This window comes from Nonomuraea glycinis, assembly GCF_014646515.1.
Lineage (GTDB): Bacteria > Actinomycetota > Actinomycetes > Streptosporangiales > Streptosporangiaceae > Nonomuraea > Nonomuraea glycinis.
The window spans coordinates 204,302-230,946 of record NZ_BMNK01000015.1; the positions used below are offsets into that span (position 1 = coordinate 204,302).

Annotated in this window: 24 protein-coding genes and 2 CRISPR repeat arrays (1 of these 26 cut by a window edge); of the genes, 11 read left to right on the plus strand and 13 right to left on the minus strand. The window is 67.5% G+C overall.

Annotation, left to right across the window (positions count from 1 at the left end):
- Nucleotides 1-334: a CRISPR direct-repeat array (repeat unit 29 nt; unit sequence GTTGCTCATCACCCTGGAGGGATCGCAAC) (it extends 282 nt beyond the left edge of the window).
- Nucleotides 335-653: 319 nt separating this feature from the next.
- The 7 genes from cas6 to cas2 are packed head-to-tail and all read left to right on the plus strand — an operon-like array spanning nucleotide 654 to nucleotide 8,570.
- Entirely contained in the window at nucleotides 654-1,343 is a 690-nt protein-coding gene (cas6, locus tag IEY87_RS33815) for a CRISPR-associated endoribonuclease Cas6 (protein WP_225277413.1), read from the plus strand.
- On the plus strand, nucleotides 1,331-2,755 hold the full coding sequence (locus IEY87_RS33820) for a hypothetical protein (protein ID WP_189142902.1): 1,425 nt from the start codon (nucleotides 1,331-1,333) through the stop codon (nucleotides 2,753-2,755). The genes cas6 and IEY87_RS33820 overlap by 13 nt, the downstream gene beginning before the upstream one ends.
- The gene (gene cas7i / locus IEY87_RS33825; RefSeq protein WP_189142903.1) at nucleotides 2,755-3,819 is read left to right on the plus strand and encodes a type I-B CRISPR-associated protein Cas7/Cst2/DevR; all 1,065 of its coding nucleotides are present in this window, start codon (nucleotides 2,755-2,757) and stop codon (nucleotides 3,817-3,819) included. The genes IEY87_RS33820 and cas7i overlap by 1 nt, the downstream gene beginning before the upstream one ends.
- A 5-nt stretch (nucleotides 3,820-3,824) precedes the next feature.
- Nucleotides 3,825-6,839 carry a CRISPR-associated helicase Cas3' gene (gene cas3 / locus IEY87_RS33830; protein ID WP_189142904.1) on the plus strand — a complete coding sequence of 1,005 codons (3,015 nt, stop codon included), beginning with the start codon at nucleotides 3,825-3,827 and terminating at the stop codon, nucleotides 6,837-6,839.
- Nucleotides 6,836-7,327: a CRISPR-associated protein Cas4 gene (locus IEY87_RS33835; RefSeq protein WP_225277412.1), complete on the plus strand. Its 492-nt coding sequence runs from the start codon at nucleotides 6,836-6,838 to the stop codon at nucleotides 7,325-7,327. The genes cas3 and IEY87_RS33835 overlap by 4 nt, the downstream gene beginning before the upstream one ends.
- Complete coding sequence (gene cas1b / locus IEY87_RS33840; RefSeq protein ID WP_189142905.1) at nucleotides 7,324-8,304, plus strand: type I-B CRISPR-associated endonuclease Cas1b; 981 nt, start codon at nucleotides 7,324-7,326, stop codon at nucleotides 8,302-8,304. Before IEY87_RS33835 ends, cas1b begins: the two co-directional genes overlap by 4 nt.
- A gap of 2 nt (nucleotides 8,305-8,306) precedes the next feature.
- Nucleotides 8,307-8,570: a CRISPR-associated endonuclease Cas2 gene (gene cas2 / locus IEY87_RS33845; RefSeq protein ID WP_189142906.1), complete on the plus strand. Its 264-nt coding sequence runs from the start codon at nucleotides 8,307-8,309 to the stop codon at nucleotides 8,568-8,570.
- A 458-nt stretch (nucleotides 8,571-9,028) separates the two neighbouring features.
- Here the strand turns inward: cas2 and IEY87_RS33850 are convergent, their stop codons facing one another.
- From IEY87_RS33850 to IEY87_RS33860, 3 genes are all read right to left on the minus strand, one after another.
- Nucleotides 9,029-10,270 (minus strand): IS256 family transposase, encoded by a 1,242-nt coding sequence (locus IEY87_RS33850; protein WP_189142907.1) that lies wholly within the window; start codon nucleotides 10,268-10,270, stop codon nucleotides 9,029-9,031.
- Between the two features lie 148 nt (nucleotides 10,271-10,418).
- Nucleotides 10,419-11,485: direct repeats of the CRISPR family, unit length 29 nt; unit sequence GCCGCTCATCACCCTGGAGGGATCGCAAC.
- A gap of 61 nt (nucleotides 11,486-11,546) precedes the next feature.
- Nucleotides 11,547-14,276: an AfsR/SARP family transcriptional regulator gene (locus IEY87_RS33855; RefSeq protein ID WP_189142908.1), complete on the minus strand. Its 2,730-nt coding sequence runs from the start codon at nucleotides 14,274-14,276 to the stop codon at nucleotides 11,547-11,549.
- Nucleotides 14,273-14,713, minus strand: a complete 441-nt coding sequence (locus IEY87_RS33860; RefSeq protein ID WP_189142909.1) for a TadG family pilus assembly protein — start codon at nucleotides 14,711-14,713, stop codon at nucleotides 14,273-14,275. The genes IEY87_RS33855 and IEY87_RS33860 overlap by 4 nt, the downstream gene beginning before the upstream one ends.
- 57 nt (nucleotides 14,714-14,770) lie before the next feature.
- Between IEY87_RS33860 and IEY87_RS33865 the strand changes: the two genes are divergently transcribed.
- Nucleotides 14,771-15,082, plus strand: coding sequence for a hypothetical protein (locus IEY87_RS33865; protein WP_189142910.1), 312 nt, complete (start codon nucleotides 14,771-14,773; stop codon nucleotides 15,080-15,082).
- 53 nt (nucleotides 15,083-15,135) lie between these two features.
- Here IEY87_RS33865 and IEY87_RS33870 read toward each other — a convergent pair whose 3' ends face one another.
- The 10 genes from IEY87_RS33870 to IEY87_RS33915 form a co-directional block, all read right to left on the minus strand.
- Nucleotides 15,136-15,618 carry a TadE/TadG family type IV pilus assembly protein gene (locus tag IEY87_RS33870; RefSeq protein ID WP_225277411.1) on the minus strand — a complete coding sequence of 161 codons (483 nt, stop codon included), beginning with the start codon at nucleotides 15,616-15,618 and terminating at the stop codon, nucleotides 15,136-15,138.
- Complete coding sequence (locus IEY87_RS33875) at nucleotides 15,615-15,989, minus strand: TadE/TadG family type IV pilus assembly protein (protein WP_189142912.1); 375 nt, start codon at nucleotides 15,987-15,989, stop codon at nucleotides 15,615-15,617. The genes IEY87_RS33870 and IEY87_RS33875 overlap by 4 nt, the downstream gene beginning before the upstream one ends.
- Nucleotides 15,986-16,180 (minus strand): hypothetical protein, encoded by a 195-nt coding sequence (locus tag IEY87_RS33880; RefSeq protein WP_189142913.1) that lies wholly within the window; start codon nucleotides 16,178-16,180, stop codon nucleotides 15,986-15,988. The genes IEY87_RS33875 and IEY87_RS33880 overlap by 4 nt, the downstream gene beginning before the upstream one ends.
- Nucleotides 16,181-16,200: 20 nt before the next feature.
- A complete protein-coding gene (locus IEY87_RS33885) occupies nucleotides 16,201-17,067 on the minus strand; it encodes a type II secretion system F family protein (RefSeq protein WP_189142914.1) in 867 nt (288 codons plus the stop codon).
- A complete protein-coding gene (locus IEY87_RS33890) occupies nucleotides 17,064-17,768 on the minus strand; it encodes a type II secretion system F family protein (protein ID WP_189142915.1) in 705 nt (234 codons plus the stop codon). The genes IEY87_RS33885 and IEY87_RS33890 overlap by 4 nt, the downstream gene beginning before the upstream one ends.
- 128 nt (nucleotides 17,769-17,896) lie before the next feature.
- The gene (locus IEY87_RS33895) at nucleotides 17,897-19,192 is read right to left on the minus strand and encodes a TadA family conjugal transfer-associated ATPase (RefSeq protein WP_189142916.1); all 1,296 of its coding nucleotides are present in this window, start codon (nucleotides 19,190-19,192) and stop codon (nucleotides 17,897-17,899) included.
- Nucleotides 19,189-19,917, minus strand: coding sequence for a CpaE/TadZ family protein (locus IEY87_RS33900; RefSeq protein ID WP_189142917.1), 729 nt, complete (start codon nucleotides 19,915-19,917; stop codon nucleotides 19,189-19,191). The genes IEY87_RS33895 and IEY87_RS33900 overlap by 4 nt, the downstream gene beginning before the upstream one ends.
- A 6-nt stretch (nucleotides 19,918-19,923) precedes the next feature.
- Complete coding sequence (locus tag IEY87_RS33905; protein WP_189142918.1) at nucleotides 19,924-20,565, minus strand: SAF domain-containing protein; 642 nt, start codon at nucleotides 20,563-20,565, stop codon at nucleotides 19,924-19,926.
- A gap of 6 nt (nucleotides 20,566-20,571) precedes the next feature.
- Nucleotides 20,572-21,309, minus strand: coding sequence for a hypothetical protein (locus IEY87_RS33910; protein WP_189142919.1), 738 nt, complete (start codon nucleotides 21,307-21,309; stop codon nucleotides 20,572-20,574).
- 65 nt (nucleotides 21,310-21,374) lie between these two features.
- The gene (locus IEY87_RS33915; protein WP_189142920.1) at nucleotides 21,375-21,902 is read right to left on the minus strand and encodes a hypothetical protein; all 528 of its coding nucleotides are present in this window, start codon (nucleotides 21,900-21,902) and stop codon (nucleotides 21,375-21,377) included.
- Between the two features lie 527 nt (nucleotides 21,903-22,429).
- On the opposite strand from IEY87_RS33915, the gene IEY87_RS33920 reads away from it, so the two are divergent.
- The 3 genes from IEY87_RS33920 (at nucleotide 22,430) to IEY87_RS33930 (ending at nucleotide 26,551) form a co-directional block, all read left to right on the plus strand.
- Entirely contained in the window at nucleotides 22,430-23,218 is a 789-nt protein-coding gene (locus IEY87_RS33920) for a hypothetical protein (RefSeq protein ID WP_189142921.1), read from the plus strand.
- A gap of 481 nt (nucleotides 23,219-23,699) precedes the next feature.
- Nucleotides 23,700-24,164: a hypothetical protein gene (locus IEY87_RS33925; RefSeq protein ID WP_189142922.1), complete on the plus strand. Its 465-nt coding sequence runs from the start codon at nucleotides 23,700-23,702 to the stop codon at nucleotides 24,162-24,164.
- A gap of 44 nt (nucleotides 24,165-24,208) precedes the next feature.
- Nucleotides 24,209-26,551 carry a tetratricopeptide repeat protein gene (locus IEY87_RS33930; RefSeq protein ID WP_189142923.1) on the plus strand — a complete coding sequence of 781 codons (2,343 nt, stop codon included), beginning with the start codon at nucleotides 24,209-24,211 and terminating at the stop codon, nucleotides 26,549-26,551.
- Nucleotides 26,552-26,645 lie beyond the last annotated feature (94 nt).

The window sequence follows — 26,645 nt, forward strand, 5'->3', positions numbered from 1 at the left end:
GAGGGATCGCAACCGTGATAGGTCGCGTTGGTAGAAGTGATCACAGAGTTGCTCATCACCCTGGAGGGATCGCAACGATCGTGTGCGACCGGAACTCCGGCAGTCCCAGGAGTTGCTCATCACCCTGGAGGGATCGCAACTGCCATTTCCACGATTCCTGTCCCGGAATCACCCCAGTTGCTCATCACCCTGGAGGGATCGCAACGCCTTGTTCGGCGTGGTCACGATCAGCGCGTATGTGTTGCTCATCACCCTGGAGGGATCGCAACACGGATTGACCGTTCACCAGCCGGGGCAGCCCGGGAGTTGCTCATCACCCTGGAGGGATCGCAACGTGATCGACGCGGTGCTGCCGCCGACCATGATCGCGCTGCTGATCACTTTGCAGGGATCGTAGCTCGTCCATCTGTACCAAGCAGAAGGGATAGCACAGATGCCGCTCATTCCCGTGGAAGGACCGCAAGGCCTGCGGGACCGCAGCGGCAGCAGACTCGTCGATGGGTCGTTTATCACGCTGGAGGGATCAACCGACGAAGCGTAGACCTTGGCTGCCTCCAGCCATATCGGTATCACTTTGGCGGTAACTCAGAAATCGTCAGGGTCTGCTGCTACTACTAGGTCCACGTTCGACACGGACAATGAGGAGAGGTTTAGTGCGGTTTCGTGTTGATGTCACCCCAGATGTACCGGTTATGCCCTGGGGAGATGTTCACGGTCCGGCCAGGGCAGTGGTTTATGGCCTGATTGATGGTCAGGACGCAGGGGTGGCTGAAGAGCTTCACGATGTCGGCTGGCAGGGCAGTTCTCTTCGGCCGGTGGGGGTTTCTCCACCGCTGTTTCCAGGGGCACCACCGCGTCCACGCATGTATTCGACCTCGCCGAATGGCGTGATCTCGATGGGCTCTCCGGTGCCCCGGATCGCGGCGTGCCTGCTGGCAGCGCTGGCGGGACGCGGTGAGATCCGGTGGGGATCGGTGGTTCTGTCGGTCAAAGGTATCCAATTGGATAGCGTCGTGAGTCATTCAGACGGGGTTGCGGTTTTTGATACGGTTTCGCCGGTACTGGTTAAATATGACGACAGGTACATTCTTCCGGAAGACGCTAATTTTCAGACAGGGTTGACGCATAACCTTCGACACAAGGCGGACCTTCTCGGCCTGTCGAATGAAGTAGAAGTGGAGGTGCTGAATTCCGGCCCTCGACGCCGCTTCGATGTGGCGAAAGGGTTTCGCATTGGAGCCACCGCACGGATTCGGGTTGCGGCGGCGCCACAGTTGCTGGATGCCCTGTACGAATGGGGGCTCGGCCTATCCACTGTGGAGGGATTCGGGTGGATCAGGTAAGCACCGTCCAGGCTCCGGCATCGTCGTTACGCCTTACCGAGCACCCGTTGCAGCGGTGCGGGGCATGGGCGGCGGCAGCACTTGCCGGATGCGACCGGGTTGAGGATGTCACAGCCGAACTACTCGACGGCGTGGTCCGGCAAATCGTGGGCGACGTGGTCGAGGCGGCGATCGCCCGCCCGGACACGGGCGCCTACGACTGGTGGAAGGTCCTGTTCGCGCTCTATCCGAACTCGAAGCCTACTCACGCCAAGCGTGAGAAAGACCGCACGGCACTGACCCGCGAGATGGTCCAGCTGTTCCTGCCAGACGACGCCGAGGGTGCCGAACGAACCTGCACGTTCTGTGGACAGCAGTGCGCCATGTTGTGGGCGAAGTCGACGCTTCCGATGTTCGATTCGATCCGGTCGCTGAACACGTTGCCGCCTGGGACGACGGGGTGGCCCGTGTGCCGAGGATGCCGCGTGGCGCTGTGGGCGCTCCCGTACGGCGCGGGGCTGACGGCGGGCTCGGCGACGGTGCTGATGTGTGATATCCCGCAGGTCGAGCGGCAGTTCACGGCCCGGAACGTACGGCGAGCAGGCCAGATCCGACAGTTGGGCTTCAACGGGCTGCCCGCGATGGCTGGGCCCGAGGCGGTGACGTTGGAGGCACTGCGGGAATACGCCGCGGACACACCGGCGGCGACCAGCTTGTGGATGTTCAAGAACGACAACCAGGAGCCGTGGCTTCGGGTGTCCGGGACACGGACGGGTGTGGCCCGGTTCGTGCATCGAATGCTGGCTGACCCTGACTGTGCGAAGGGCTGGCGGGATCTATGCCGGGTGCTGAAGCGCCGCGACCGGCAAGGCAGAACGGCGGTGGACGGGGCGACAGTAGCTGCTCGGCTGCTGTTCGACCGCGAGGGGGAGCAGCCGGATCGCCTGCCTAGAGAGTTGTGGGCGCAGTCGGGGGATTGGGAGAAGGTTTCACGGCTCACGCGGGTGAGGTGGCGGGCCTTGTGCCGCCTGTATGCGGAGGTGATGTACGAGATGGACCCCGATCGGCTCGAGCCTGTCGCGGAACTGCTGGCGAGCTGGATCGCCCAAGAATCACATCGTGGCAGGTTCAACGACTACTGCCGCGCCGCCGGCAGCGGATATCAACTACACCGGCTGCTGATGACGACGAGCGCCAGCTTGCGTCTGCGCGGTGTGCCGCAGAAGGCGTTGGACGCCACAACGCTGACCGACCTGCTGGCGAACGGCTCGAAGGGTTGGCTTGATCGCGCGCTGCTCTTCTTCGAGGTCAGCGCGAAGCTGGACGCGAAGCGGGTGCCGATTGGCGCCAAAAAGAACGACAGCGATGACGAATCGGAGGGCGAGATCGGGTTCGGCAAGACAAGCGACGATGAGGTCGAGGAGTACGCCTGATGACTTATCTGGCAGGGAAGATCGCGCTGGCCGTCAACGCGGGCGCACCGAACAACGGACGCGGCGAGAACACCACGACGACGCCGGTCAAGAAGGCTCGTATCCGAGGCCAGTGGTACCCGTACGTGTCGGCCCAGGCGTTTCGCCGGTGGCTGCGCGACACCATGACCGGCATGGGCATGGTCGCCTCCCCGACCGAGCGAGTGGGCAAGGCGCAGGGCAAGGCCCAGAAGGCGAACACGGCGGCCGATCCCATCCGGTACGCCGATGACGACCTGTTCGGCTACATGAAGGCGGGAGCCAAGAGCGCCGACGAGGCCACGACCCTGCGGGACACGCCGTTCATGGTGGGTACGTTCATGTCGGTCGAGCCGGCCCGCCCGACCGAGGACTTCGGCGTGATGTCCCGGGGCATCGAAGACCCAGTCCTGCACGGGCACGAGTTCTACACCGCTGACCTGGTCGCGCCGTTCCTGCTCGATCTTCCCCGAGTGGGCACCTTCACCCTTCCGGCCAAGAACGGCAGCGGACGGGCCAACTACCTGTCGTCGGATGCGGCGATGAGCGTGGCGCAGGCGGTCAGCATGGGCGCCGAGGCGATCACCTTCCGCGGTCACCCAGCAGTCCGGCTGCCGCTGGAGGTACGCCGGGAACGAGTCGCGATGCTGCTGGACGCGCTCGCCGAGCTGACCGGCGGGGCGAAGAAGGCGCTGCATTACGGCGATCGCACGCCGGCTCTGGTGGCTGCGCTGCCGATGGCAGGCGGGGTGAACCCCCTGACATTCGTGATCGACGGTGCTCCCGACGGCAGTGGCCTACTGGTGAGCGGCAAAGCCCTGCGGCAAGAACTGCACGCCTGGGAAGGCCAGTGGGAGGCGCCCGTGCGGCTGGGCTGGCGGCCCGGCTTCCAGGAGAGAGCCCGGAAAGAGTTCGATCACGACGTCGCCGGCCTGATCGACGAAGGGCAGGTCGTCATCGACCACCCGCGCTCGATGCTCCGAGGTCTGGCGGAGGAGATCCGTACCGGGCAGCACGACGCCTGGTTCGACGACCCGGCCCGGTGAGCCTGATGAGCAGCGTGCCCGGCCCGGTTCAGGCGGTCCGGGTTGATCTGTACGCGCCCGTCGCCTCCTTCCGCGATCCGATGTTCCCCGGTGTCAGTCGGTGCCTGCCGGTGCCGCCGCCCTCCACCGTGCGCGGCATGCTGGCTGCGGCTACCGGTCGCGCCAGCGAGCCGATCCAGCTCGGTCTGGCAGCTTTCGCCGAAGGACGCGGCCTGGACGCCGAGACCTATCACCCCATCGCTGCCGACGGCTCCAACCCCGCGGTCGCAGGACGAGTAGCGCCCGGAAAGGGCGGAATGACCATCCGGGACAGGCCCTTCCTCATCGGCGTTCGGCTGACGATCTGGATACCCGCTCCCGAGGGGGACCGGATCGCACAGGCGCTGCGCCGCCCCGTGTGGGGGCTGCGGCTGGGACGCTCGCAAGATCTCGTACATGTCGTTTCCATCCGCGAGGTCACCTTGCACCCGACCGAGCGGGCCAGGGTAGGGCACGCTCTAGCGCCGGTGGGGGGTCACGAGGCACCGCTGGCCAGCACGCTGCGGCTGGCGGAATCGATCAGCCTGGACCGCGGCCGTACCGAATACCGCAGCTACCAGTGGTGTTCCGAACCGGCCGGCGAGCACGCCGTCGTGGGGGCGTACCGTGACGGCGATCAGGCGGTCTGGCTGAGCTCACCTGCCTCGGCAGATGAGCACGACGCGGAACTGTCCCAGGTGCTGGCCAAGTCCGCCAGCGGATCAGGGCTGGGCCGGCCGGAACTGCTGACGGAGCACAGCCTCGCAGTCCGGGATGCCACCCGTACGATCGCGTGCCGGATCGGCTCTCCCGGGGTTCTGGCATCCCATCCGAGGTTCTGGTCCTGGGTGGAGACGGCCGCCCTGCTGCACGACGCCGGGAAGGTCGCCGAGGGTTTCCAACGTCAGCTCCGTCCTGGCGGAGAAAGCTGGGGTGAACGGCACGAGGTGCTCTCTCTGGCCTACGTCGACCTGCTCACCCGCGAGCTGGACGTCCAAGAGCGAAAGATGATCGCTGCTGGTGTGGCCTTCCACCACCGGCCGCTGACCTCGCACCGCAGCGGTGATCTGCGCTCCATGTACCCGCCGGTGGCAGCATGGGAGCGTAAGTTCGGCCGCGATCCATCTCCGGTTCTCGGGCGTCCCCGCATACAGGTGCCGGCTGCCCGCCATCGCGCCTGGCTGGGCTGGCTCGCGCATCAGCTGGATACCCCGGTGCCCGCTAACGACCGCCGTCTGTGGGAGCTCGCCCGAGACGTCTTCGCCTGGCTGTCCGCCGAATGGATCAATCCTGTTGACGACGAGGACGGTCTTGTCGCCGTACTGCTGCAAGGCGCGGTCACCCTCGCGGACCACTCCGGATCCGCGCACGTGCCTTTGCAGACGCACATGCCGCTGCCGCGGGATTTCTTGGGTCGGCTACCGACGCCGTACCCGCATCAACGACAGGCCGCCGACATAGCAGAACATCTCGTCCTGGTGGCTCCGACGGGGAGCGGCAAGACCGAAGCAGGACTGTCCTGGGCCTCGCGTCAGCTCGACGATCTGCCCGGCCAGCCGCGTCTGGTCTGGCTTCTGCCATACCGAGCCTCCATCGACGCGGCCCGTGATCGCTTCATCAAGCATCTCGACCCTGCCCCTGGACAGGAACACCCGGACATCGGCGTGCTCCATGCCACCGCGGCCCGTACGCTGCTGGCGCGGGCGATCGCCGACGACTGTACGCCCGGCCCTGTCGACGCTCGCAGAGCTCGTGCCCGAGCCGGTGCGATGCGCCTGTTCAGCCAGCGCGTCAGGGTCGCCACTCCCCACCAGCTCCTGCGTGCGGCCATCGCCGGGACGCGCTACTCCAGCGTCTTGCTCGAACAGGCCAACGCCTTGATGGTGCTGGACGAACTGCACGCCTACGATCCCGCGACCTTCGGCCGGATCTGCGCGTGCATGCGGCTGTGGCAGCGGCTTGGCAGCCGGGTAGCGGTCCTGTCCGCCACTCTCGCCAAGCCGATGATCGAACTGATCCGAGACACGCTCGGCTCGGTTGAGGTCCGTCGCGCCCCGGCAGGCACAGCGCCTGCTCGACATCGGCTCACACTCGACGAAGATCCGATCGACTCTGATGCCAGCCTGGGGCGCATTCTTGGGTGGCTGGACGAGGGGCAGAGCGTCCTGGTGATCGCCAATACGGTCGCCATGGCGCAGGAGCTGTTCAAGAGGCTCGACCATCCCGGCGCGCTGCTGCTGCACTCGCGCTTTCGCTCCCGGGACCGCGCCGAGATCGAACGCCGCATTCTGCAGCGGTACCCGGAACGGGAGCCGGGGGAGACAGCGCCGCGAGGCGGGCTGGTCGTGGCCACACAAGCCGTAGAGGTCTCGCTCTGTCTGGATTTCGATCGAGGGGCCACCGAGCTGGCGCCGATCGAAGCGATCGCTCAACGAGCCGGCCGCATCAACCGGCGAGGTCGGCACCCTGATGGGCTGGTCGAGTTCCGCGTCCACACCGAGGTCATCCCCAACCGGCCGTACGACGAGGGCGCGCTGAATGCCTCGCTGACCGCGTTGATGACCGCACCTGGGCCGGAGCTCTCAGAAGAGACGATCGAAATCTGGCTCGACATCGCCTACAGCACCGAATGGGGCCTCAACTGGGCGGTTGAGGCCGAACGCCACAGGGACGAATTCAGCAGGGACTTCCTCACCTTTCCCGACCCTTTTCACGACCGCAGCGAGTTCGCCGACAAGCTTGACGCGGCCTTCGACACCGTTGAAGTGCTGCGCCGGGCCGACGTGGACGAGTACCGGATCGAGGCCGAGAAGGATCCCCTACTGGCCGCGGGCTTCCTCATCCCGGTCCGCTACACCCAGCTCGCCGCATTACGTGCTGCAGGACGAGCGGAATTCATTAAACGCGATCTACGTCTCTGGGTCATTGACGCTGATTACGATCCCGTCCTGGGACTGGATCTGAGCCTTCGGCCCGCAGCTGTACCGGAGACCGTCCTGTGAGCGACATCGGTGGGGTTCATATCAAGTACCTGCTGCACTGCCCTCGTCAGCTCTGGCTGTACATGCGCGGCTACCGTCCCGAGCAGCGCAGCGACGCAGTCGCCTACGGCGAGGCCATTGACGACACGACCTACACGCGACGACGGGATATCGATCTCGGTGAGGCGAAGATCGACTGGGTCACGACCGGAGCTGTCATCCATGAGACGAAGTCGTCCCGAGCGCCGTCGGAACAGCACGAGGCCCAGGTCCGTCACTATTGCCTGCTGCTGGAACGGCGAGGCGTGACCGTTCAGCACGGTGTCATCCACTATCCGCTCGTCCGCCGTACTGCGACCGTCGCCTGGAACTCGCAAGCCCGGGCCCTTGCCGAGGACACCGAACGCCAGGCCCAGGCCGTGGTCAGTCAGCCGGAGACGCCGCCCCGGCTGGACCGTCCACGCTGCCGCGGCTGCTCGTACATCGACTACTGCTGGGGAGACTCATGACCGCCGCCTCCCGAACCTACTGGCTCACCCAGCCCTGCCGTATCCGCCGCGAAGACAACAGCGTCCGCATCGAACGCCCCGACCGGACACCCGTACGGGTTCCCATCACCGACATCCGCGATCTGGTCGTCTTCGACCATGTCGACATCAACACCTCGGCGATCTCGCTGCTCAGCCGCCATGGCGTCATGGTGCACATCCTCGACCACTACGGAAACTACGCCGGCGCCATCGCCCCCGCAGAAGACACCAGCTCAGCTCACGTGCTGCGCCGCCAGGTCACCCTTGCCGGAACGGACGACAAACGCCTGGAGGTCGGCCGGGCCCTCATCGCCGCCACCGCCGCCAACATTCGCTGGGCGCTGGACACGGACCTCCTCGACGCCCCGCTCGCCCGGCTGACCGAGCAACTCGCCACCTGCCAGACAAGCGAGCAGCTCATGGGCGCCGAGGGTAACTTCCGCCGCACTGCGTGGGGCGTGCTGGACACCATTCTCCCCACGTGGCTCCGCCTCGAAGGACGCAGCCGCCGCCCGCCCGCGAACGCCGGCAACGCCTTCATCAGCTACGCCAACGCGATCACGTACGCTCGTGTCCTGACTGCGCTCCGCTGCACACCTCTGCATCCGGCCGTCGGTTTCCTTCACGCTGACACCGACCGACGCCGCAACACCCTCGCGCTGGACCTCGCGGAACCCTTCAAGCCGTTGTTCGCCGAACGCTTGCTCAAGCGCGCCGCGGCCCAGAAGACGCTACGTCCCAGTGATTTTGAAACCGATGTCGGCAATGCTTCCCTTAGCAAGGATGGCCGCAAGAAGGTCTCCGAACTCATCCGCGCCGAACTGGCCACGACTGTCTACCATCGGGCGCTACGTCGGAAAGTCTCGTACGAGGAACTCATCCACCTCGAAGCCCTCAAACTGGTGCGGCTCTGCCTTGAGGACGCCGCATACAAGCCGTTCCGGCCCTGGTGGTGATCATGTTCGTCATCGTCGTCTACGACACCCTTGCCGAACGTAATCCCGCAGTCCTGCGAACCTGCCGCCAGTACCTGCACTGGGTTCAACGGAGCGTCTTCCAGGGCGAGCTCTCCACCGCGCAACACCGTAAGTTCATCAGTGCCATCAAAGGCCAGATCGACCCGAGCTACGACAGCATCCTCATCTACCGTGCCCAGGGTCCCCACAACATCCAGACCGACCTCATCGGCCAGGCCCTCGGTAACACCGATCCCGTCCTGTGACTACCCTTCTGACCTGGGCATCTGCACTACCGGCGGACTGCTGCAAAACACCTCACGTGGAAGCGCCATCACATGCCTCTGACCTGCGGCTTTACTCTCGGGCCGCTCATCACCCTGGAGGGATCGCAACGACGACGTCACGGGGATGACCACGCCGGGTATCAGGCCGCTCATCACCCTGGAGGGATCGCAACAACACCAGGTGTTCAAGGGTCATGCCCTCGACGACGGCCGCTCATCACCCTGGAGGGATCGCAACAGAATCTCCTGCTCGGTGGCCAGAGTTTCGAGCAGGCCGCTCATCACCCTGGAGGGATCGCAACCAGAACCCTCGCCATCAGTGGCAGTGTGAATACGAGGGCCGCTCATCACCCTGGAGGGATCGCAACGCATCGCATCAGGTCACGTCCACGGATGTGGTGTATGAATCGATCTTCGCGTGATCCTGTTTCTGCAGGTTAAGCGGTGAGTGTCTGCGGGAGCGGGTTGTGGGCCGGTGTGTCGCCGGTGATGAGCCGGACGCGGGCTTTGGCGAGGATGTCCAGGCCCATGTAGCGGCGGGCTTCGGTCCATTCGTCGGTCTGTTCGGCCAGTACCGCGCCGACCAGCCGGATGATCGCGGCGCGGTCGGGGAAGATGCCGACCACGTCGGTGCGGCGGCGGATCTCCTTGTTCAGCCGTTCTTGGGGGTTGTTGGACCAGATTTGGCGCCAGGTCTCGCGGGGGAAGGTGGCGAAGGCGAGCAGGTCTTCGCGGGCGGCGTCGAGATGTTCGCACGCGGCCGGGTATTTGGCTTCCAGGGCGTCGATGACCCAGGCATGCTGGGTGCGGACGGCGTCGGTGGTGGGCTGGTCGAAGATGGTGCGCACCAGCGTGGCCACCCACGGCTGCGCCGATTTGGGCACCGTGGTGAGCAGATTGCGCAGGTAGTGGGTGCGGCAGCGCTGCCAGGCCGCGCCCGGCAGGCTGGCGCCGATGGCCTCGACCAGGCCGCGGTGGGCATCGGAGACGACGAGTTGGACGCCGGACAGGCCGCGCGCGACGAGAGCGCGTAGGAAGGCCAGCCAGCCGGCGCCGTCTTCGGCGCTGGTGACGTCCAGGCCGAGGACCTCGCGCTGGCCGTTGGCATTGACACCGGTCGCGAGCAGGCAGTGCACGTTGATCGTGCGGCCGCTCTCGCGCACCTTCTGCGTCAGGGCGTCGATCCAGACGAAGGTGTACGGGCCGGCGTCCAAGGCGCGGGTGCGGAACGCCTCGACCTGCTCATCCAGCGTCTTGGCCATCTGCGAGACCTGGCTTTTGGAGATGTGCTTGATGCCGAGCTGCTCGACCAGTTTGTCCACCCGCCGGGTCGAGACCCCGAGGAGATAGGAGGTGGCGACCACGCTGATCAGCGCCTGCTCGGCTCGACGGCGGCGCTCCAGCAGCCAGTCCGGGTAGTAGGAGCCAGTGCGGAGCTTGGGGATGGCGAGGTCGATGGTGCCGGTGCGGGTGTCCCACTCACGGTTGCGGTAGCCGTTGCGGGAGTTGGTCCGCTCGCTGCTGCGCTCGCCGTAGCCGGCCCCGCACAGGCTGTCGGCCTCGGCCGACATCAACGTCTCGGCCATGGTCTTCACCATGGATCGCAACATGTCAGGGTCGCCGGTCTCGATCTGCTGCGCCAGCCACCGGGCAGGCGTCACACTGTTGTCTGCGGTCATCGCCGTTCTCCTTCTTGGAATCGTTGCTACGAAGGATCACGCGATGACCGTTCTCATTTCACGGCGCCACACCTGCTGACCAGGTCAAACTCGTACACCACTTCCGTGGACGCAACCTCGCATCAACTGCCCTAGGCGCAGCCTGGGGGCCGCTCATCACCCTGGAGGGATCGCAACACGATCAGGTTGCCGGGATTCTGCTTGGCGATCTGGCCGCTCATCACCCTGGAGGGATCGCAACCTGACGGGGAACCAGAGTTCGGGGTCGTGGCCCCGGCAGCCGCTCATCACCCTGGAGGGATCGCAACACTTAGGCGAGCTGCCAGCCACCACGGCGTGGAGCCCGCCGCTCATCACCCTGGAGGGATCGCAACGGTTGTGGCGGCGGCTGGACGAGGACCGGCTGACGCCGCTCATCACCCTGGAGGGATCGCAACGTCGGCTCCATGGTGGCGCTCATCGGGCACGCTCCTCGGGCCGCTCATCACCCTGGAGGGATCGCAACGTCGGCTCCATGGTGGCGCTCATCGGGCACGCTCCTCGGGCCGCTCATCACCCTGGAGGGATCGCAACAGGTCAGGAAGGTGGGCTACTCGCTGCCCATCTCCGGCCGCTCATCACCCTGGAGGGATCGCAACCTGATGCCCGCCTCCGAGAACAGCGTGTTCAGCTTGGTGCCGCTCATCACCCTGGAGGGATCGCAACGGGCGTGCCCGCACGGCAAGGTGTTCGAGGGCCGCGGGCCGCTCATCACCCTGGAGGGATCGCAACTCCCACACGTCGCCGGGCTGCGGCGGCCAGTGCCGCCGCTCATCACCCTGGAGGGATCGCAACCCAGACGGATGGGAACGAGGGCCATAACGTGCCAGCCGCTCATCACCCTGGAGGGATCGCAACGCCTTGACCGGCTTGCACTCCGGGCCGCAGGACGGCCGCTCATCACCCTGGAGGGATCGCAACGCGTACACGCCGATCAGGTCCCGCCCCATGCCCCAGCCGCTCATCACCCTGGAGGGATCGCAACGCCATGTCCCACATGGTCTGCCAATTAGGCTTGACACGCCGCTCATCACCCTGGAGGGATCGCAACGCGTGCTCCGTGCTGGCCCACTGGTGGTGGTGGCGGCCGCTCGTCACCCTGGAGGGATCGCAACCTGTGGTGCTTCGGCTCGATGCGCCTGTTCCTGCCGCTCATCATCCTGGAGGGATTGCAACGCGATTTCGGTTGCGGCCGCTGTTGGTCGGTGATCATGAAGCGGTTCCTGGGGTGGGCGTACTAAAGCATGCGTGGCGCGTTTCGAGGGGCGTTCAGTTGCTGCAGGACAGTTTGGGTTTCGGGTGACGGGGTGGCGCCGAGGGCGTTGAGGCGGGTTTTGAGGTGGCGGGCGTGTTGGCGGGCTTCGTCGGTGCGGCCGAGGGTGGTCAGGAGGCGGATGGCGGATCGGGTGGCGCTTTCCATATCGGGGTCGAGGGCGCAGGCCTGGTCGTAGGTCTCCAGGGCGCGTTCGTGGTGGCCGGCGCGTTCGTGGAGGGCGCCGAGTTGGAGGAGGGCCTTGACGCTGGCGATGGTGAGGGGCCAGCGGTGGTCCTGGTCGAGCCAGTCGTATTTGAGGCCTCGGGTGAGTGGTCCGCGGCATAGGGTTGCGGCGGTTTCCAGGGCGGCGAGTTTGGCCTGTTCGGTGGTGGCGGTGCGGGCGTCGGCGAGGGCTTGGTGGAAGGTCCACAGGTCGATGTGGATGTGCTGGGCTTCGATGCGGTAGGTCTTGCCGGCGCGTTCGATGAAGTGGGCTTTCTTGTCGTCGGGGGCGGAGGCGTCGCGCAGGGCGATGCGCAGGTCTTTGAGTGCGGCGTGGAAGCGGTAGCCGGCCAGGGTTTCCTCTAGGTCGGGCCAGAGGTGTTCGCAGATCTCCTCGCGGTCCAGGCCCTTGGGGTGGAGGGCGAGCAGGACGAACAGTTCGAGTGCTTTGGTGCGTTTGGACAGGTCGACGGGTGTGCCGCGAACATCGATGGCGGGTTCTCCCAGGAGGGTGAAGCGCACGGGCTGGGGCGTCGTGCTGGGCGAGGGGATGGGGAGGTCAGCGGGCTGTTCGGGGTGGTCGGTGGGCAGGCCGTTGCCGGTGGCGAGGGTGTGGAGCACCGAGGTGGCGGCTTCGGGCGGGAGGTGGAAGAGCGTGGCGTCGCGGAGGTCTGCGGCCAGTGGGCCGGTCGCTTCGGTGATGTGGTGGGTCTGGTCGAGTTCGCAGGTGGTTCCTGAGGGGGAGTGGCCTGCCAGGACGGCGCCGATCCCCAGGTTGGTGGCCATGGTCAGGAGGTTGCTCAGGTAGGGGTGGCCGTCGGGGGAGGAGGCGGCCAGCAGGAGCGCGGGCAGGGGTTCGCCGGGTTCGGCTTGGCGGAGTTGGTGGATGTCGTCGGCTTCGTAGTCCTGGAGGATCACCCGGCGGCTGAGGAGCTGTTCTTCGAGGTGGTTGATGGCTTCGTCGAGGGTGGTGGTCAGCCGGAGCCCCGGTAGGTGGTCGATCAGGGTGGTGATGGTGTCGCCGAACCAGCGTTCGGCGTCTGGGATGGGGATGATGACGTCGGCGCGGTAGGCGTCGGCCTGGGTGAGCAGGTCGAGGACGGTGGCGCGGATGCAGTCGTCGGCTCCTGGGCCGGTGAGGGCCAGGTTCAGCCCGGACAGGGTGAGGTAAACGGGCTTGTCGTCGCGGGTTCCGGCTTTGAGGGTGACAGGTGGGTCGATCTCGAACGCGGAGCTGACCAGGTCGAAGTCTGGTTCCGTTTCTGGGTTGGCCTGGCGGTGTGCCTGTTCCAGTGCCCGTACGGCTGGATGTTGTGGCTCGGGGGTGAGCACGCTGATGGGTTCGTCGATGGACGGGGCGGGCAGGCGGCGTCGGCGGTGCAGGCGGGTGGCGGCGAGGGCGACGGCGACGCCGGAGGCGAAGGAGAGCGCCATCATCCCGCCCTGGGGCAGGACGACCACGTCAGCGGCGGCCGGCGCTGGCGCTGGGGGAGCGGGGCTGGGGGTAGAGCGGCACGAACCCGGCTCGGCGACGGGACGGGGCGAGCTGGCCCCGGTGGTGGCCGGGTGCGCGGGGTGGTGATCGGCTGGGTACAGCGCCGTCTTGATCACATGCTGGGTAAGGGTGCGGCGGTGGACCGGCTTGGCCTTCTGAGCGTCATGCCCATGTCGGGGCAGGATCAGTCGCCAGCCCGGTTCCAGCACGTCCGGGTCGGTCAGCCGGGCCCCGCCCGGTTGCGGACGCCCCCTGTTCAGCTTGAAGATCTTCTTGTAGCGGGTGCCCTTCCCGAGGTGCTGTTCGGAGATCCCCCACAGGGTTTCGCCGGAGGCGACAGTATGGGTCCGTGGCCGGGCGTGCTCGGGCTTGCCGGCGTCGGCGGGCAGCCGCAGGACGCATCCGGGCTGCAGCCACTCGCCTCGGGTGAAGGGTTGCCCGTCGGTCAGGGTGCGGCCCTGGTTGAGGGCGATGATGTCGCGGTAGCGCATCGGGTCCCCGAGCTGCTGTTCGGCGATCGTCCAGAGGGTGTCCCGAGGCTGGACCACGTAGGTCACATACGGTTGCCTGCCCTCCTGCTGGTCGGGCTCGGCGGCCGGAGCGTGATCGGATACGTCCAGGGTGACCGCTGCGGCCGGGATCAGGGCTCGGGGTGCGGCGATGGGGGCGGTCGCGGCGACGGTGATCGTGGTGATCAGGTACGCGGCCAGCCGTTGGAACGGCAGCCGTACCTGACTGCGCTGGGCACGGACGGTGCCCACCAACTCCACCGTCACCGCGAAGGCGAACAGCGCCCAGCAGATCCACACCGTGGCCAGCAGCAAGGTTCGGATGACGATGGGCTCGCCCGGGGTGGCCAGATCGTCGAGCGTGGGCAGGTCGATCGGCCAGAAGAAGATCAACAGGACGGCAGGGATGCCGGCCAGCAGGGCGGTGAGTGCCGTGCCGGCGGCGGTTCTGGCGAGCAGTGGATGACGCAGCCCGTACATCGTCATGGTTGTCCTTGTTCGATGCCGTGGAACATCCGCGCGGTGGCGGTAGCCGTGGCGGTAACGGTGTCGATGCCGATCAGGGAGATCAGGAAGGTGGGCCGGGACACGGTGACGGTGACCCGTACCTGGTTGCCGGTCGTGGAGACGGTGCCGGTGTGGCCGGCGGCCGACAGGTACGCGCGGGCGGCGGCGGGCGCCTGGGTAGTGTCGACCTCGAACCGGCCGCCGGCATAAGCGCGTGCGGTGTCCATCTGTCCGGCTCCGGCACGGGCCGCCTCCTCGGCGGCGGCGTACGCCTCGCGGAAGGCACGGATCTTGGCGCCGCCGTCCACCATGAGCCCGGCGCACAGCAGCAGCGCGAACGCGATCACAGCGGTGAAGACCGTGATCGAACCTCGCTCATCGTCCACGACCGGCCGCGACTCGGCATCCTCGATCATTCCGGCCGAATGGCACCTGGGCTCTGATGTTCCGGCTGGTGCAGGCATCATGGGTAGGTGACGCATTGGTTTCGCGCCTACTGGGACGAAGAGGACATCTGGTTCTACTTCGAGGTCGACTCCGAGGGCTGGGTTATCCGGCAGATCGAGCTCCGCGGTCTCGACAGCACGCCTGTCGCCGCGGCATCGCTGGCCGAATGGCAGGAGGCCCAGAGCGCAGGACGTCTCAGGCAGTACGAGGCGATCTATGGTCTGACTGCCGAGTCTCCGGTCCAAGAATGGGACGGCTACGATCCCCAGCGCCTGACCTTGAGCGACTTCGAGAGCGTTTGGCATCGTGCCCGCCGCCACCTCGAGGCCACTCGCTGAGTCACGGCTATTCCGATCCGGCCAAGCTCCGGTTCGCCGGCCCACGTGCCTCCTCACAGCTGCGCCTCGCCTGAGCGCTTCAAATTCACTGCCGAGAAGCCTTTTGATGGCGCGAGTCCGAGCTTTCTGGCGCGGTATGGGTCGATCGGGCTGGTGAAGCTGCTGGTGATGTTCTTGGTGCCAGGGATGCCCGGTACGGCGAGGTCGGCCAGGTTCACCTCGCAGGAGACGCGGGCGACCACCACGGCCGGCCTGCCGAGCGGGGCGGACAGGCCCGTGGTGTCCACGGTCACCGACGGCGCGCAGGCCAGCCCTTCGCGGGCGAGCGCCGCCCGTGCGCTGGTCACGGCGGCCGATCGCGCGGTGGCCGGGTCGCGGGCGATGGAGGCTTGGCGGGCGGCGTCTCGGGCGGCGGCGTCGAGGGCGTTGTGGGCGAAGGAGACGCGTCCCAGCCCGATGACCATCACCAGCAGGGCGATCAGCGCCGGTGCGACGATCGCCATCTCCAGGGCCATGGATCCGCGCTCGCGCGTCATCGGGTGGTCCATTGCTCGATGGGAGCGCAGGCGACCTGGGTCACGGGGAGCGTGAGTAGAGGGACCAGGGTGATGGCCTGGCCGCTGACCGACACTTCGAGGGTGTTCGCGTCGCGGCTGATGGCGACCTTGGCATGGGTGAGGAACGATCCGCCCGCTTCGCGGATGAACCGTTCGGCGGTCGCCTGCCCTGCCGCCAGGCTGGAGCCGTGGGCACGGCCGGCGCGTAGTCCCTCCTGGGCGGCGGCCATGGCGAGGGTTCTGGCGTGATACCACAGCGCGGTGTTCATGGTGAGCATGACGAGCAGGAGCACCGCCGGATAGACCAGGGCAGCCTCCAGCGTCGCCGATCCCCGCTCGCGTCTACTCATTTGATCTTGGCGAGCTGTTCGTTGACAACGGAGGTGATCTTCGTGCCGACGGTGATGGCCAGCAGGAAGACCACCGCCGCGATGATCACCCATTCCACGGTCGACGCGCCGCGTTCGGGGTCCAGCCCTCGTCGTACGGCACAGCGGTTGACCAGCCGCACGGCGAGGGAGAGCACGCGATTACGGATCATGGGTACCTCCGGAAAAGGGGTCAGCCGCCGGTCATCCGCGCGAAGGCGGGATAGCCGAGCAGCAGCAGGAATCCGAGGACCGACAGGGCCATCGGGACGGTCATGGTCTCGGTACGGGAGCGGGCCTTGGCGACCTCGGCCGACAGGTCGGCCTCGCGCAGGGACTGGGCCTTGGCCATCAGGGTGTCGAGGATGCTCGCTCCCCGCGTCCCGGCGAGCTGGGCGATGGCTGCCAGGTCCGCCAGCTCGGGGACGTCGACCTCCTGAGACAGCCGAGTGAGCTCGTCCCACGCGCTGCCGGTGCCCCGGCGCGCCGGGTCCAGGGCTTGCGCCAGCCGCTGGAAGGTCCACCCATGGCCGATCTTCGCCGCGGATTCCAGCGCCTCGGCCGGGCCCGCTCCCGCGGCGCGGGCGAGCGCGACCAGGTCGAGGTAGGCGACAATGGCCTGCCGGAACGCCGTACGCGCCTCGGCCGCCTGGCCGCGGACGGCGGCATCGGGGGCGAAGAACACCGCGACGGCAAACGCCAGGCACCCCGCCCACGAGACCGGCCAGGGCAGGACGACGCCGAGCAGCGCGCACCACGCCCAGAACACGAACGGCCCCGCCGCTCCTAGGGCGATCATCAACGCCTTCTGGGCGAGGTAGTCGTGGGACGTCTTGCCGAGCAAGGCCAGATCGGAGTGCGGGACCCGCGCGCCGATCTCCGTCCCGGAGAGTCTCGTGACCAGGCGTGATTTCCAGTCTTGCGCGGGTTCGGCCCGTGCGCCGGGCCGCAGACGTTCCATCGCGGGGGCGAGCGCCGGAGGGGAGGGAAAGGCGGTGGACAGGGCGAGGGCGACGCCGAGGCCGCTGACCGCGCCGCAGGCCAGCACGATCTCGATCATGTACGTTCACCTGCGGTGTTGAGGAAGCGGTGCCCTTTGGGCGGCCGGGCCAGGCGGTGCAGCCAGGCGAACGCGCCCGCGTACAGGCCGATCACGATCGCGAGCACGAGCTGCCCGCCGATCGTGCCGAACGGGGCGACGTAGGTGGTGTTGAGCAGGGCGAAGGCGGTGTAGCCGAGCAGCGCGCCGACGACCCAACGGGCGGTGACGCGGTGGGTGGCGCGTTCTGCGTTGATCTCCCGGCGGGCGGCGACGTCCTTGGCGACCGTACGGGCCAGGCGTTGCAGCACCTCGCGCAGCCCTTGGCCGCGGGCCCGGCAGGCCAGGATCAGCGCACCGGCGATCATGTCGCCGGTGGGGTCGGCCAGGTCGTCGGCGAACGCTCGTAGGGCCTGCTCGGTGGGGGTGCGGTAGGTGAGGCGCCGGGCCAGGGCCCGGACCTCGGTGGCGATCGGCGCGGGTGGGTGGTCGGCGCTGGAGCGTAGTGCCTCCTCGATGCCCGCACTGCCGCCGAGCACGTCGGCCAGGTGGCGGATCCAGGCTTCCAATGCTTCGAGCTGTTCGATCCGCTGGACGGTGTCGCGGCTGGTCAGCATGCGGGGCAGCGCGACGGCGCCGACCGCGGCCCCGGCGGCAGCGACCGGCCAGCCGGTCAGCCACCACATCACGCAGAACGCTCCCAGTCCGTACGCCACCGGCATGGCCGCAGAGCGAGGTATCCGGCGCTTTGGTGGGCGGGGTGGCTGTACCGGAACCTGGCGTGATCCGGCGGCGGTCAGGAGGGGTCCGGCGATCAGCGCGGCTCCGGAGAGGGCGGCGAGCCAGCCGGTCATGCCCAGCCTCCAGTGAACAGGCTGGGGTCGAAGCCGGCTGCGACCAGCTCGTTCATGCACTGCGGGATGGTGTTCGGCACCGCGCGGCCGTCGGGGCCGGGGACGTAGACGCGGTTGACCGCCGGTTCGAGGCCATCGGCGGGAGGCAGGACTTCGTGGATCTCGGCGACGTAGCGGCGGTTGACCAGGCCGTCCAGGTCGTGGCGGAGTTCGTGGCGCAGGTGGATGACGAAGTCCACGGCCATGCCGATGGTGCGGAACAGCGTCTCCGGGGCGATCGACAGGCCGCCCGATCCGGCCAGGATGAGCATGCGGGAGAACACCTGGTCGGCGGAGTCGGCGTGCATGGTGCAGATGGAGCCGGCACCGCCGGTGTTCATCGCCTCCAGCATCGGGACCAGCTCGTCGCCGCGGACCTCGCCGACGATGATGCGGCGGGCGTTGAAGCGCAGGGCGTCCTCGATCAGCTGGTGGAGGGTGAGCGCGCCGAAGCCTTCGGTGTTGCCCTCGCGGGCCTCCAGGGCGAGTACGTCTCGGTGGCGGTCGGGCTGGGCGTGGAGGAAGAGCTCGTACTCCTTCTCCACGGTGGCGATCCGCTCGTCGGGGTCGATCTCGGCCGCCAGGGCTCGGGCGAAGGTGGTCTTGCCGTCGCCCATCCCGCCGGTGATCACGATGTCCTTGTGGGCGCGTACGGCGGCGGCCAGGAACGCGCGGCAGCTCTTGTCCAGGGTGTCGGAGGCCATCAGGTCGTCCAGGTCGGCGTGGAGCATGCCGTGTCTGCGGATCGACAGGGACGGGCGTGGTGTGACGCCCATCAGGGCGGCGATGCGCGTCCGGCCGACGGACAGGTGCAGGCGGGGGCGGGCGATGGAGAAGTCCCGGGCGGTCTGGCCTTGGTAGGCGGCCCAGCGGCGGACGTTGGCCACCAGGTCCTCGTCGCTGTCGGCGATGGGCGGGCCGAGCACCTTGCGGCCGTCGGAGTAGGTGATCCACACCTGGTCGCAGCCGTTGACGTCGATGTTCTCCACTTCGGGGTCGTCGACGAACGGCTGGAGGCGGCCCAGGGCGAAGATCTCGTTGTGGACGGCTTCGGCCAGCAGGCGTTCCTGCGGCAGGGTGGGGGCGCTGTTGCCGGCGAGGGTTCGGGTGTCGGCGTAGTCGCGGACCAGGTTGATGATGACGGCTCGCGCGTACTCGCGGACGGCTTCGTCGCCGGTGACCGTGGCGGTGTCGAGGGCTTGGGTCACCTGTGGCAGGAGTTCTCGTACTGCTTTCTGTACGTCGAAGCTCATGATGCCGGCACCTGTTCGTACAGCCTGGTTCCGAGTGATCGGATGGCCCGGAGGAGGAGGGATCGTGACAGGTGGCGCTCGCTGCCTGTGCCGTGGGTCAGGACGGCTGCCGCTTTCGGATCGTGGGGGAGGTGGCCTGCTACGTCGATGTTCAGGGTCTTGGCCACTTCTCTGCGGCTGTAGGGGCCGTCGCCGGTCAGCAGTATTCGGGGGCTCGGCCGGTGGGCGCGGGCCGTCATGATCGTCGCAAGGCGGGGTGCGAGGGCGGACAGGTCCCGTAGCGTCGGCTGGGCGATGAGGAGGACGTGGTCCGCATTGGTCAGCAGGGGGAGGGGCGTGTCCGGGCCGCCGATGCGTCCGATGTCGGCGATCACATCTCCGGGCAGGGTGGCGAAGGTCTCGGCGATGTCCCGCCACAGCGGCTGGACCGATGAGATCTGGGAAGGGTTCGCCAGGCCGGGCAGGATACGGCGGTTGTCCGGGCCGTTCAGCTGCAGCACCTGTTCGGCCAGCGTGTTCGCTGCGCTGGCGCCGCGTCGTAGCTGTACCGCCCACTCGCCCAGGCCGCGGTCCTGCTGGTGACCGACCAGGAACCCTGACAGGACGCTCCCGCCTGCTGGGTCGCACTCGGCGAACAGGACCGTACGCGGCCAGGTCAGGGTCAGGGCCAGGCCGGCTGTGGTGACGCCGGGGCTGTGGCCGCCAGAGCACAGAACGATCAGCATGGTCGCTCACCCGGCTCGCGACTGCAGGACGAGCGCGATCTGGCCATCCGCTGCCTGCCTGGCCAGTGTTGTCCCAGCCTGTGCCGGGACGACCAGGTCCACGACTACCAGGCCGTCCACGTCCGGCTGCCCGACTCGATCCACCTTGGCCGGATGATCCTGGGGGACTCCGCGGCCCGGCTCAGTGGTCGACGCCGTGGTGGCCACGACGCGGTCACCTGGTTGGATCCCTCTGGCCGGCAACCGGCTGGGCTTCAACGCCACCGGCACCACGACCTCGCCCGGCCCCGGCACCAGCGTCTCGGTCACGTGCGTCTGGGCGAGCAGGCTGCCCGCCTTCAGATCCACCGCGGCGCGCTTGCCGATCAGCGCGCTCTTGCCGGCCGCATCGACGGACTGGACCGCCGGATCCACGCCGAGCGCGACCGTACGCAGATCCTGCGCTTGAATCTGCTGGCCGACCGGCACATCACGAGCCATGACCAGCACCGGCACCCGCTGACTGGCCACCCCGTACACCTGCCAGGCCACCAGCGCCCCCAAGGCGGTCAACGCGACGCCGGCCACGAGCATCATCGGGCTGCGCCGGCTCGGCAGCGGACGCACCTGGCCCGTCTCCCTGGGCGGCGAGAGCCGCTGAAGCAGCATCAACCTTCATCCCTTCGTCACGAGCGTCTGGGCCTCGACGATGCGGACCGGGAACGTGACCGACCTGGTGATCGGCGGTAGCGCGCCACCCGCGCCGCCGGAGCCGCGCCATGTGCCGGCCCAGGTGACCGACACGGTCACCTGGTGAGCGTTCGCCGGGCGTTGGAAGCGGTACGAGCAGGTGGAGCTCTGCCGCGCGGCGGGGCGGCCGGGGTCGTAGGCGGTGCCTGGGCCGTCGCAGATGAAAGTGTTGCCCTCGCCTGTGTTGATGGTCATCCGCTGGGGCCTTGCCGTGGCCTCGGCCCAGACCCCGCCGGTACGCAGCCGCTTGGACTTGGCGGCCCACTGTCCGTTGGCCAGGTAGAACCAGTGCGGGAGACCGACCAGTCCCTCCCGTCCGCGTGGCGGAGCCGTGAGCACCTGCGGCGGTGTGATCGGGATTCGCTTGTACGCCCGCTGAGCGAGTTGCTCGGCGATGACGGCCGGGGTGCGCTTGTTCTCGATCCAGACGATCTTCTGGGTTCCGTTGGAACACTTGGCCAGGTACCAGGCACCCTTCTTCACCGGATCGGTGCTGAGGGGCCTGTCGGGATCGGCGTACTGCTGGCCCACCTTCTGGAGCCCGTTCGCGTACCACCATCGCTGGTAGGAGCAGGTGACCTTCGGCTGGCTGGCGCGAGTGGCAGGCGCGCGGCGGGACCTGTCCTGGGCCCAAATGGTGTAGCTGAGAGGCTGCGTTGCCACGCCGACACCATCTCCATCGTCGTTCATGGCAGGGAAACACATGAATGCGCCGACGAGGACAAGGGTCATGAGACCGGTGAACATGGCTCAGTCAGCTGCGTCATCTTCGCGACTCGCCACATGCCGTCTGCCTCCTTGGCGAGGGCGGCGACCATGTATGTGTGGGGCATGCCATGGGTGAGGCGCTTTCCGGTCCGGTCGTCCGCTTGACCGGCTTTCCGAGCGTCTTGGCAGTCGCGCAGCAGAGCCCCGTCACCCCGGATGTCGACTTCGAAGATGTGGAAGACGGGCTGCCCCCAGGTGACCCGGCCCTGGGCGCGCAGCGCGGCGATGCCCTTCAACATCGTGCCCAACAGGGGCTGGGTCGCGACTGGCTTGAGAATCGCCCTTCGGTCCTGGGGCTGAGCGCGTTCGGCGAGCGGTCCGGTTCGGTACACCTCGCGGTACGCGGCCAGAATGGCTTCCTTGTCCGAGGTGGGGCTGGGAGTCGGTGCGGGAGTGGCAGAGAGCGCTGCCGTGGAAGACGGTTCGGGAACGGAGTCGCCGGATTGGCACGCGGTCACGGCAATTGCCGCAGAGACGAGCACTGCCATCAATGGCATAACTCTTCCGGAACTTGGCGAATCGCCCCTCACCGACCAGCCCCTTGCATACGGCAATTGATTCACTACATATAGTTGCCAGGCTAGGTTAGTCGTCTCTTCCTGGCATCTGGCGTCACCATCAGCCGATCATTGCTCGATGTTTAGCCGCGGTCAGGAGGCCAGATTCACCCGGACGCTCGAAACAACGCTGAAAACGAGGCTTTTAAGCCAACGTGGCGGTATTGATGCGACCGCCCTGAGCTGTCACCGCCATTCCGTCATGTCGCCAACCAGGAGCGACGTGCGTACGCAGAAGGTATCTGTTCTCGACGACAGTGACGTTCGCCTTCTCAGCATCCCGAAAAGGTTCGGAAACCCAAGACTGACCGGTGACGTTTCGGGGCGATTGTCGATTTTCGATGCCGCCTGCAGGAATATGCAGAGTCCCATGCACAGCTGTCTGGGTTTTTGGTCGTCGCATCTGGCCCGTGTTCCGGATGTGATCCGATCGCGGCAGGATCACCATCATGAGAAGGATGATCACAGCTTTGGTGGCCTGTGGTGCGCTGCTGGCGGGGGCTGCTCCGGCGCAGGCGGTGACCAAGGACCCTGTTCGGGCGCTGAAGGCCGTGCTGGCGCCCGGACACGGCGTGCACTTCACCGAGACGGCCACTCTGCTGGACGGCATCGTCGAACAGGCGGAACGCCGACGTAAGGGGGTCTTCGAGTTCACCGCCAAGGGCGATATCAAGGCCCTGGACATCACCACCACCGGGGGCGAGGACGGGCGCGAACGCGTCATCGGCTTCAACCACACCATCGGCGGCACCAGCTACCGGTCCGGCGGTCCCATCGGGAAATGGCTGAAGAAGGGCGAGACCTGGTGGAAGGATTCGCACCAGTTGCACCTCTGGCACACCGAGCTGCTCGGCTACGACGAGCAGCTCGTCAACCCGGCCGAGCCCGCGACCCTGGCTGCCCTGCTGAAGAACGGACAACGGAGCGGGGACACCGTCACCGGCGCGATCACCCTCAAGGAGCTTGAGCGGGTCTCCCGCTGGGCGCAGCACTCATCCCACAGTTCCCGGGACGACGACACAAAGCTCTTCTACACCCTAACCCTGACCTCGGCGGGACTGATCAGCAGAGTGCAGAGCGCGTACACCCTGATCGCGGGCCCGGACGAGCTGGTGGGCAAGACCTTCCACGTCGACACCCGCTACAGCCGGTGGGGCGGCAAGGTATCGATCAAGACGCCGGACCCCCGCGAGACGACTACCGAGCTGTGCATCGAGGGCCGCTGCAACTGGCGCCTTCCGGGCTGACGACGCGAGGGCTGGCGAGCGCCATCCGAATGCCTCATGCGGCACGGGCAGGCGAAGTTCGCATGCTGGTCCACGATCGACCACGCGGTCGCTGTACCGCGTTCGACTGGAGCGCCGGGGAAGCAGACCCGACACGACGCCCTCGCCCGCCCGCCGTCCATGCCGGGACCTCACCGTCGCGCACGCGAGTAGGGGAACGACTGCACCATAGCGCAGAGGACTATGGACAAGCCGGTGCTTCATAGTCCTCTGCACAGACGCCCGAAAGCCCAGGACAGTCGTGCACACAACTTGGGAAAGTGACAACGGGTTTCGGGACGATCGCCGGGAATCGCGTGATCGTCTGAACTGGGAATCCGCGGAGACGGCTCCGGCGCCGTGGAACCGTCCCGTAAACGACCGTCTCGCACTGCCTTGATGGCAAGTAACGCCTTCGCTACTTTCGGTCCCGCTCGCTCCGGTTGGGGAGCACTCTGGAGGCATGTCGAAGACGACGCCTGAGGCGGAACGCGTGCCAGGATCCCTGCTGTGGCGCGGCATGGCGATCATCGCGCTCGTGGCGTTGGTGGCCTCGCTGGTGGCGGGACTGCTGTGGTTCTTCGCCGATCCGCTGCACCTACCCCCGGAACTGCTGGCCACTTTGGATCAACGGGCCAGCGTAATCGGCATGTTCGCCGGCATGCTGCTGGGCTCGGCCGGGCTCCTGGTCGCGGTGGTGGCATTGCGCACACAGACGCGCCCCGACCGCGCCCCGGCCGACATCGCCCTGCCCGAGACGGTGACTCAGGTAACGGCCGAAGGCGAGCGGTCGATCGCGATCGACGGCGACAACACCGGCATCGTCTCCACCGGCGACGGCGCGCGGAACATACAGATGCGGGCGCGGGCCTCGGGGCAGGGTCGGGTGTACCAGGCCGGCGGCGATCAGAGGATCAACGAGCCATGACCACGCCACCAGTCGATGCTCACGATCGCCGGCCACCTGTCCAGATGGAGGCCACCGCTTCCGAGCAGGGCCGGGTGTATCAGGCGGCCCGTGACCTGACCGTCAACCACCATTACCCGCCCACGCCGGAGCCGGATCAGATCATCGAGGGTGACATTCCGCAACGCCCGCCAAGCTTCCAACCGCGCCCGCATCTGCTGCAGCGACTGGCGGGGGTGCTCGGTGACCTGGCCCCGGGCCAAAGCGGCGATGAGGACGGTGGCGGTAATGGCGGGGCGGCGGTGATCTGCGCGGTGGGCGGCACGCCCGGAGTGGGCAAGACGATACTGGCCGCCTCCTACGCCTGGGCCTGCCAAGCCGAGCGCTGGCCGGTGGTGGCCTGGATCGCCGCCGAAACTACCGCACAGATCCACACCGGACTGGCCTCCCTAGCCCAGCGGCTCGGCGAACGCCGGGCCGACGACGACGCCGCTACCGCCGCCGCCCGGGCCAAGGCCTGGCTGGCCGCCACGGAGCGACCGGCGCTACTGGTGTTCGACAACGCCGCCGACCCCGAGACGATACGGCGCTGGTGCCCGGCAACCGGCGCTACCCGGGTGCTCATCACCACCCGCAACCGCGCGTTCCTGCGCCTGTTCGAGCCGGTCGAGGTCGAGGTGTTCACCCCCGAGCAGGCGGAGGCCTTCCTGCACCGGCGTACCGGCCTGGACGACCCCGGCGGCGCCGAGGCACTGGCTGATGAGTTGGGGCATCTGCCGCTGGCGCTGGACCAGGCCGCCACGGTGATCGCCCGCTTGCGGCTGTCCTACGAGACTTACCTGATCCTGTTGCGCGACTTCCCCGTCGCCGACTATCTGTCCGCCCAGCACGGCGATCCTTATCCGGCCGGCACCGCTGAGGTGATCTTGCTATCGGCCACCCAGGCCGAGACCATCCTGCCGGAGGCCACCGAGTTGCTACCTCTGCTGGCGGTCCTGTCTCCGGCTGGCGTCCCCCTGCCGGTGCTGCACGCCCTGAGCGCCGAAGGCATCGAGCGGGTGCGAGTCCAGCAGTTGCTCGCCGACCTGACCGACACCTCGCTGATCACCTTCAACGAGGACGGCAGCGCGGTCTTGATGCACCGCCTCGTACAACGCGTGCTCCGCGACCGCGCCGCCCACCAAGGCCATCTGAACGGCGTCTTGAGCCAAGCCGTCAACCTGCTTCACGCGTTCAACGCCGCTCTGCCCGACGGCGCCGAGACCTGGGCCGCCCGGGCCGCGGTCGAGATGCTGATCGACCAGACCAACACGCTCTACCTGTGGACTCAGACCGGCGACGGCTTGTCCGCCGACTTGCTGAGCCTCCGGCACTGGTGCGGCCAATACCTGTACGACCTGGCCGATCTCACCCGCGCCATCCCCCTGTACGAGGTCACCCTCGCCGACCGGGAGCGAGTGCTAGGCGCCAACCATCCCAACACCCTGGCCTCCCGCAACAACCTCGCCAGCGCCTACCGGTCGGCGGGGGACCTCGGGCGGGCCATCCCGCTGTACGAGACCACCCTCGCTGACCGGGAGCGAGTGCTGGACACCGACCACCCCTCCATCCTGGCCTCCCGCAACAACCTCGCCGGCGCCTACCAGGCGGCGGGGGACCTCGGGCGGGCCATCCCGCTGTACGGGACCACCCTCGCCGACCGGGAGCGAGTGCTAGGCACCGACCACCCCGACACCCTGTCCTCCCGCAACAACCTCGCCTACGCCTACCAGGCGGCGGGGGACCTCGGGCGGGCCATCCCGCTGTACGAGACCACCCTCGCCGACAGCGTGCGGGTGCTGGGCGCCGACCACCCCGACACCCTGTCCTCCCGCAACAACCTCGCCAGCGCCTACGAGTCGGCGGGGGATCTGGGCCGGGCCATCCCGCTGTACGAGACCACCCTCGCCGACCGGGAGCAGGTACTGGGCGCCGACCACCCCAACACCTTGGACTCCCGCAACAACCTCGCCGGCGCCTATCAGGCGGCGGGGGACCTCGGGCGGGCCATCCCGCTGCACGAGGTCACCCTCGCCGACAGCGTGCGGGTACTGGGCACCGACCACCCCAACACCCTGTCCTCCCGCAACAACCTCGCCAACGCCTACCAGGCGGCGGGGGACCTCGGGCGGGCCATCCCGCTGTACGAGACCACCCTCGCCGACAGGGAGCGAGTGATGGGCGGCGACCACCCCGACACCCTGACCTCCCGCAACAACCTCGCCAGCGCCCACCAGGCGGCGGGGGACCTCGGGCGGGCCATCCTCCTGTACGAGGCCACCCTCGCCGACAGCGTGCGGGTACTGGGCACCAACCACCCCACAACTCAAGTCGTCCGGAACAACCTTGAGGTAGCACTACAGAAGTAGTCCGAGGCCCTCCCACTTGGTGGAGGCGGATGCTGCCAAGTGGGAGGAGTCAGCTCCTGAACTATGAGCGGCGCGGTGAGCGCATTCAATTAAC

What these genes read in the sequence shown, in the direction of transcription:
- cas3 (WP_189142904.1), top strand. Translation starts at nt 3,825, where the DNA reads ATGAGCAGCGTGCCCGGCCCGGTTCAGGCGGTCCGGGTTGATCTGTAC.
- IEY87_RS33890 (WP_189142915.1), bottom strand. Translation starts at nt 17,768, where the DNA reads ATGCCGGTGGCGTACGGACTGGGAGCGTTCTGCGTGATGTGGTGGCTG.
- IEY87_RS33895 (WP_189142916.1), bottom strand. Translation starts at nt 19,192, where the DNA reads ATGAGCTTCGACGTACAGAAAGCAGTACGAGAACTCCTGCCACAGGTG.
- IEY87_RS33850 (WP_189142907.1), bottom strand. Translation starts at nt 10,270, where the DNA reads ATGACCGCAGACAACAGTGTGACGCCTGCCCGGTGGCTGGCGCAGCAG.
- IEY87_RS33875 (WP_189142912.1), bottom strand. Translation starts at nt 15,989, where the DNA reads ATGAGTAGACGCGAGCGGGGATCGGCGACGCTGGAGGCTGCCCTGGTC.
- IEY87_RS33885 (WP_189142914.1), bottom strand. Translation starts at nt 17,067, where the DNA reads ATGATCGAGATCGTGCTGGCCTGCGGCGCGGTCAGCGGCCTCGGCGTC.
- IEY87_RS33860 (WP_189142909.1), bottom strand. Translation starts at nt 14,713, where the DNA reads ATGATCGAGGATGCCGAGTCGCGGCCGGTCGTGGACGATGAGCGAGGT.
- IEY87_RS33920 (WP_189142921.1), top strand. Translation starts at nt 22,430, where the DNA reads ATGATCACAGCTTTGGTGGCCTGTGGTGCGCTGCTGGCGGGGGCTGCT.
- cas7i (WP_189142903.1), top strand. Translation starts at nt 2,755, where the DNA reads ATGACTTATCTGGCAGGGAAGATCGCGCTGGCCGTCAACGCGGGCGCA.
- IEY87_RS33900 (WP_189142917.1), bottom strand. Translation starts at nt 19,917, where the DNA reads ATGCTGATCGTTCTGTGCTCTGGCGGCCACAGCCCCGGCGTCACCACA.
- cas1b (WP_189142905.1), top strand. Translation starts at nt 7,324, where the DNA reads ATGACCGCCGCCTCCCGAACCTACTGGCTCACCCAGCCCTGCCGTATC.
- IEY87_RS33925 (WP_189142922.1), top strand. Translation starts at nt 23,700, where the DNA reads ATGTCGAAGACGACGCCTGAGGCGGAACGCGTGCCAGGATCCCTGCTG.
- IEY87_RS33870 (WP_225277411.1), bottom strand. Translation starts at nt 15,618, where the DNA reads ATGACGCGCGAGCGCGGATCCATGGCCCTGGAGATGGCGATCGTCGCA.
- IEY87_RS33930 (WP_189142923.1), top strand. Translation starts at nt 24,209, where the DNA reads ATGGAGGCCACCGCTTCCGAGCAGGGCCGGGTGTATCAGGCGGCCCGT.
- IEY87_RS33905 (WP_189142918.1), bottom strand. Translation starts at nt 20,565, where the DNA reads ATGCTGCTTCAGCGGCTCTCGCCGCCCAGGGAGACGGGCCAGGTGCGT.
- IEY87_RS33915 (WP_189142920.1), bottom strand. Translation starts at nt 21,902, where the DNA reads ATGGCAGTGCTCGTCTCTGCGGCAATTGCCGTGACCGCGTGCCAATCC.
- IEY87_RS33855 (WP_189142908.1), bottom strand. Translation starts at nt 14,276, where the DNA reads ATGACGATGTACGGGCTGCGTCATCCACTGCTCGCCAGAACCGCCGCC.
- IEY87_RS33880 (WP_189142913.1), bottom strand. Translation starts at nt 16,180, where the DNA reads ATGATCCGTAATCGCGTGCTCTCCCTCGCCGTGCGGCTGGTCAACCGC.
- cas2 (WP_189142906.1), top strand. Translation starts at nt 8,307, where the DNA reads ATGTTCGTCATCGTCGTCTACGACACCCTTGCCGAACGTAATCCCGCA.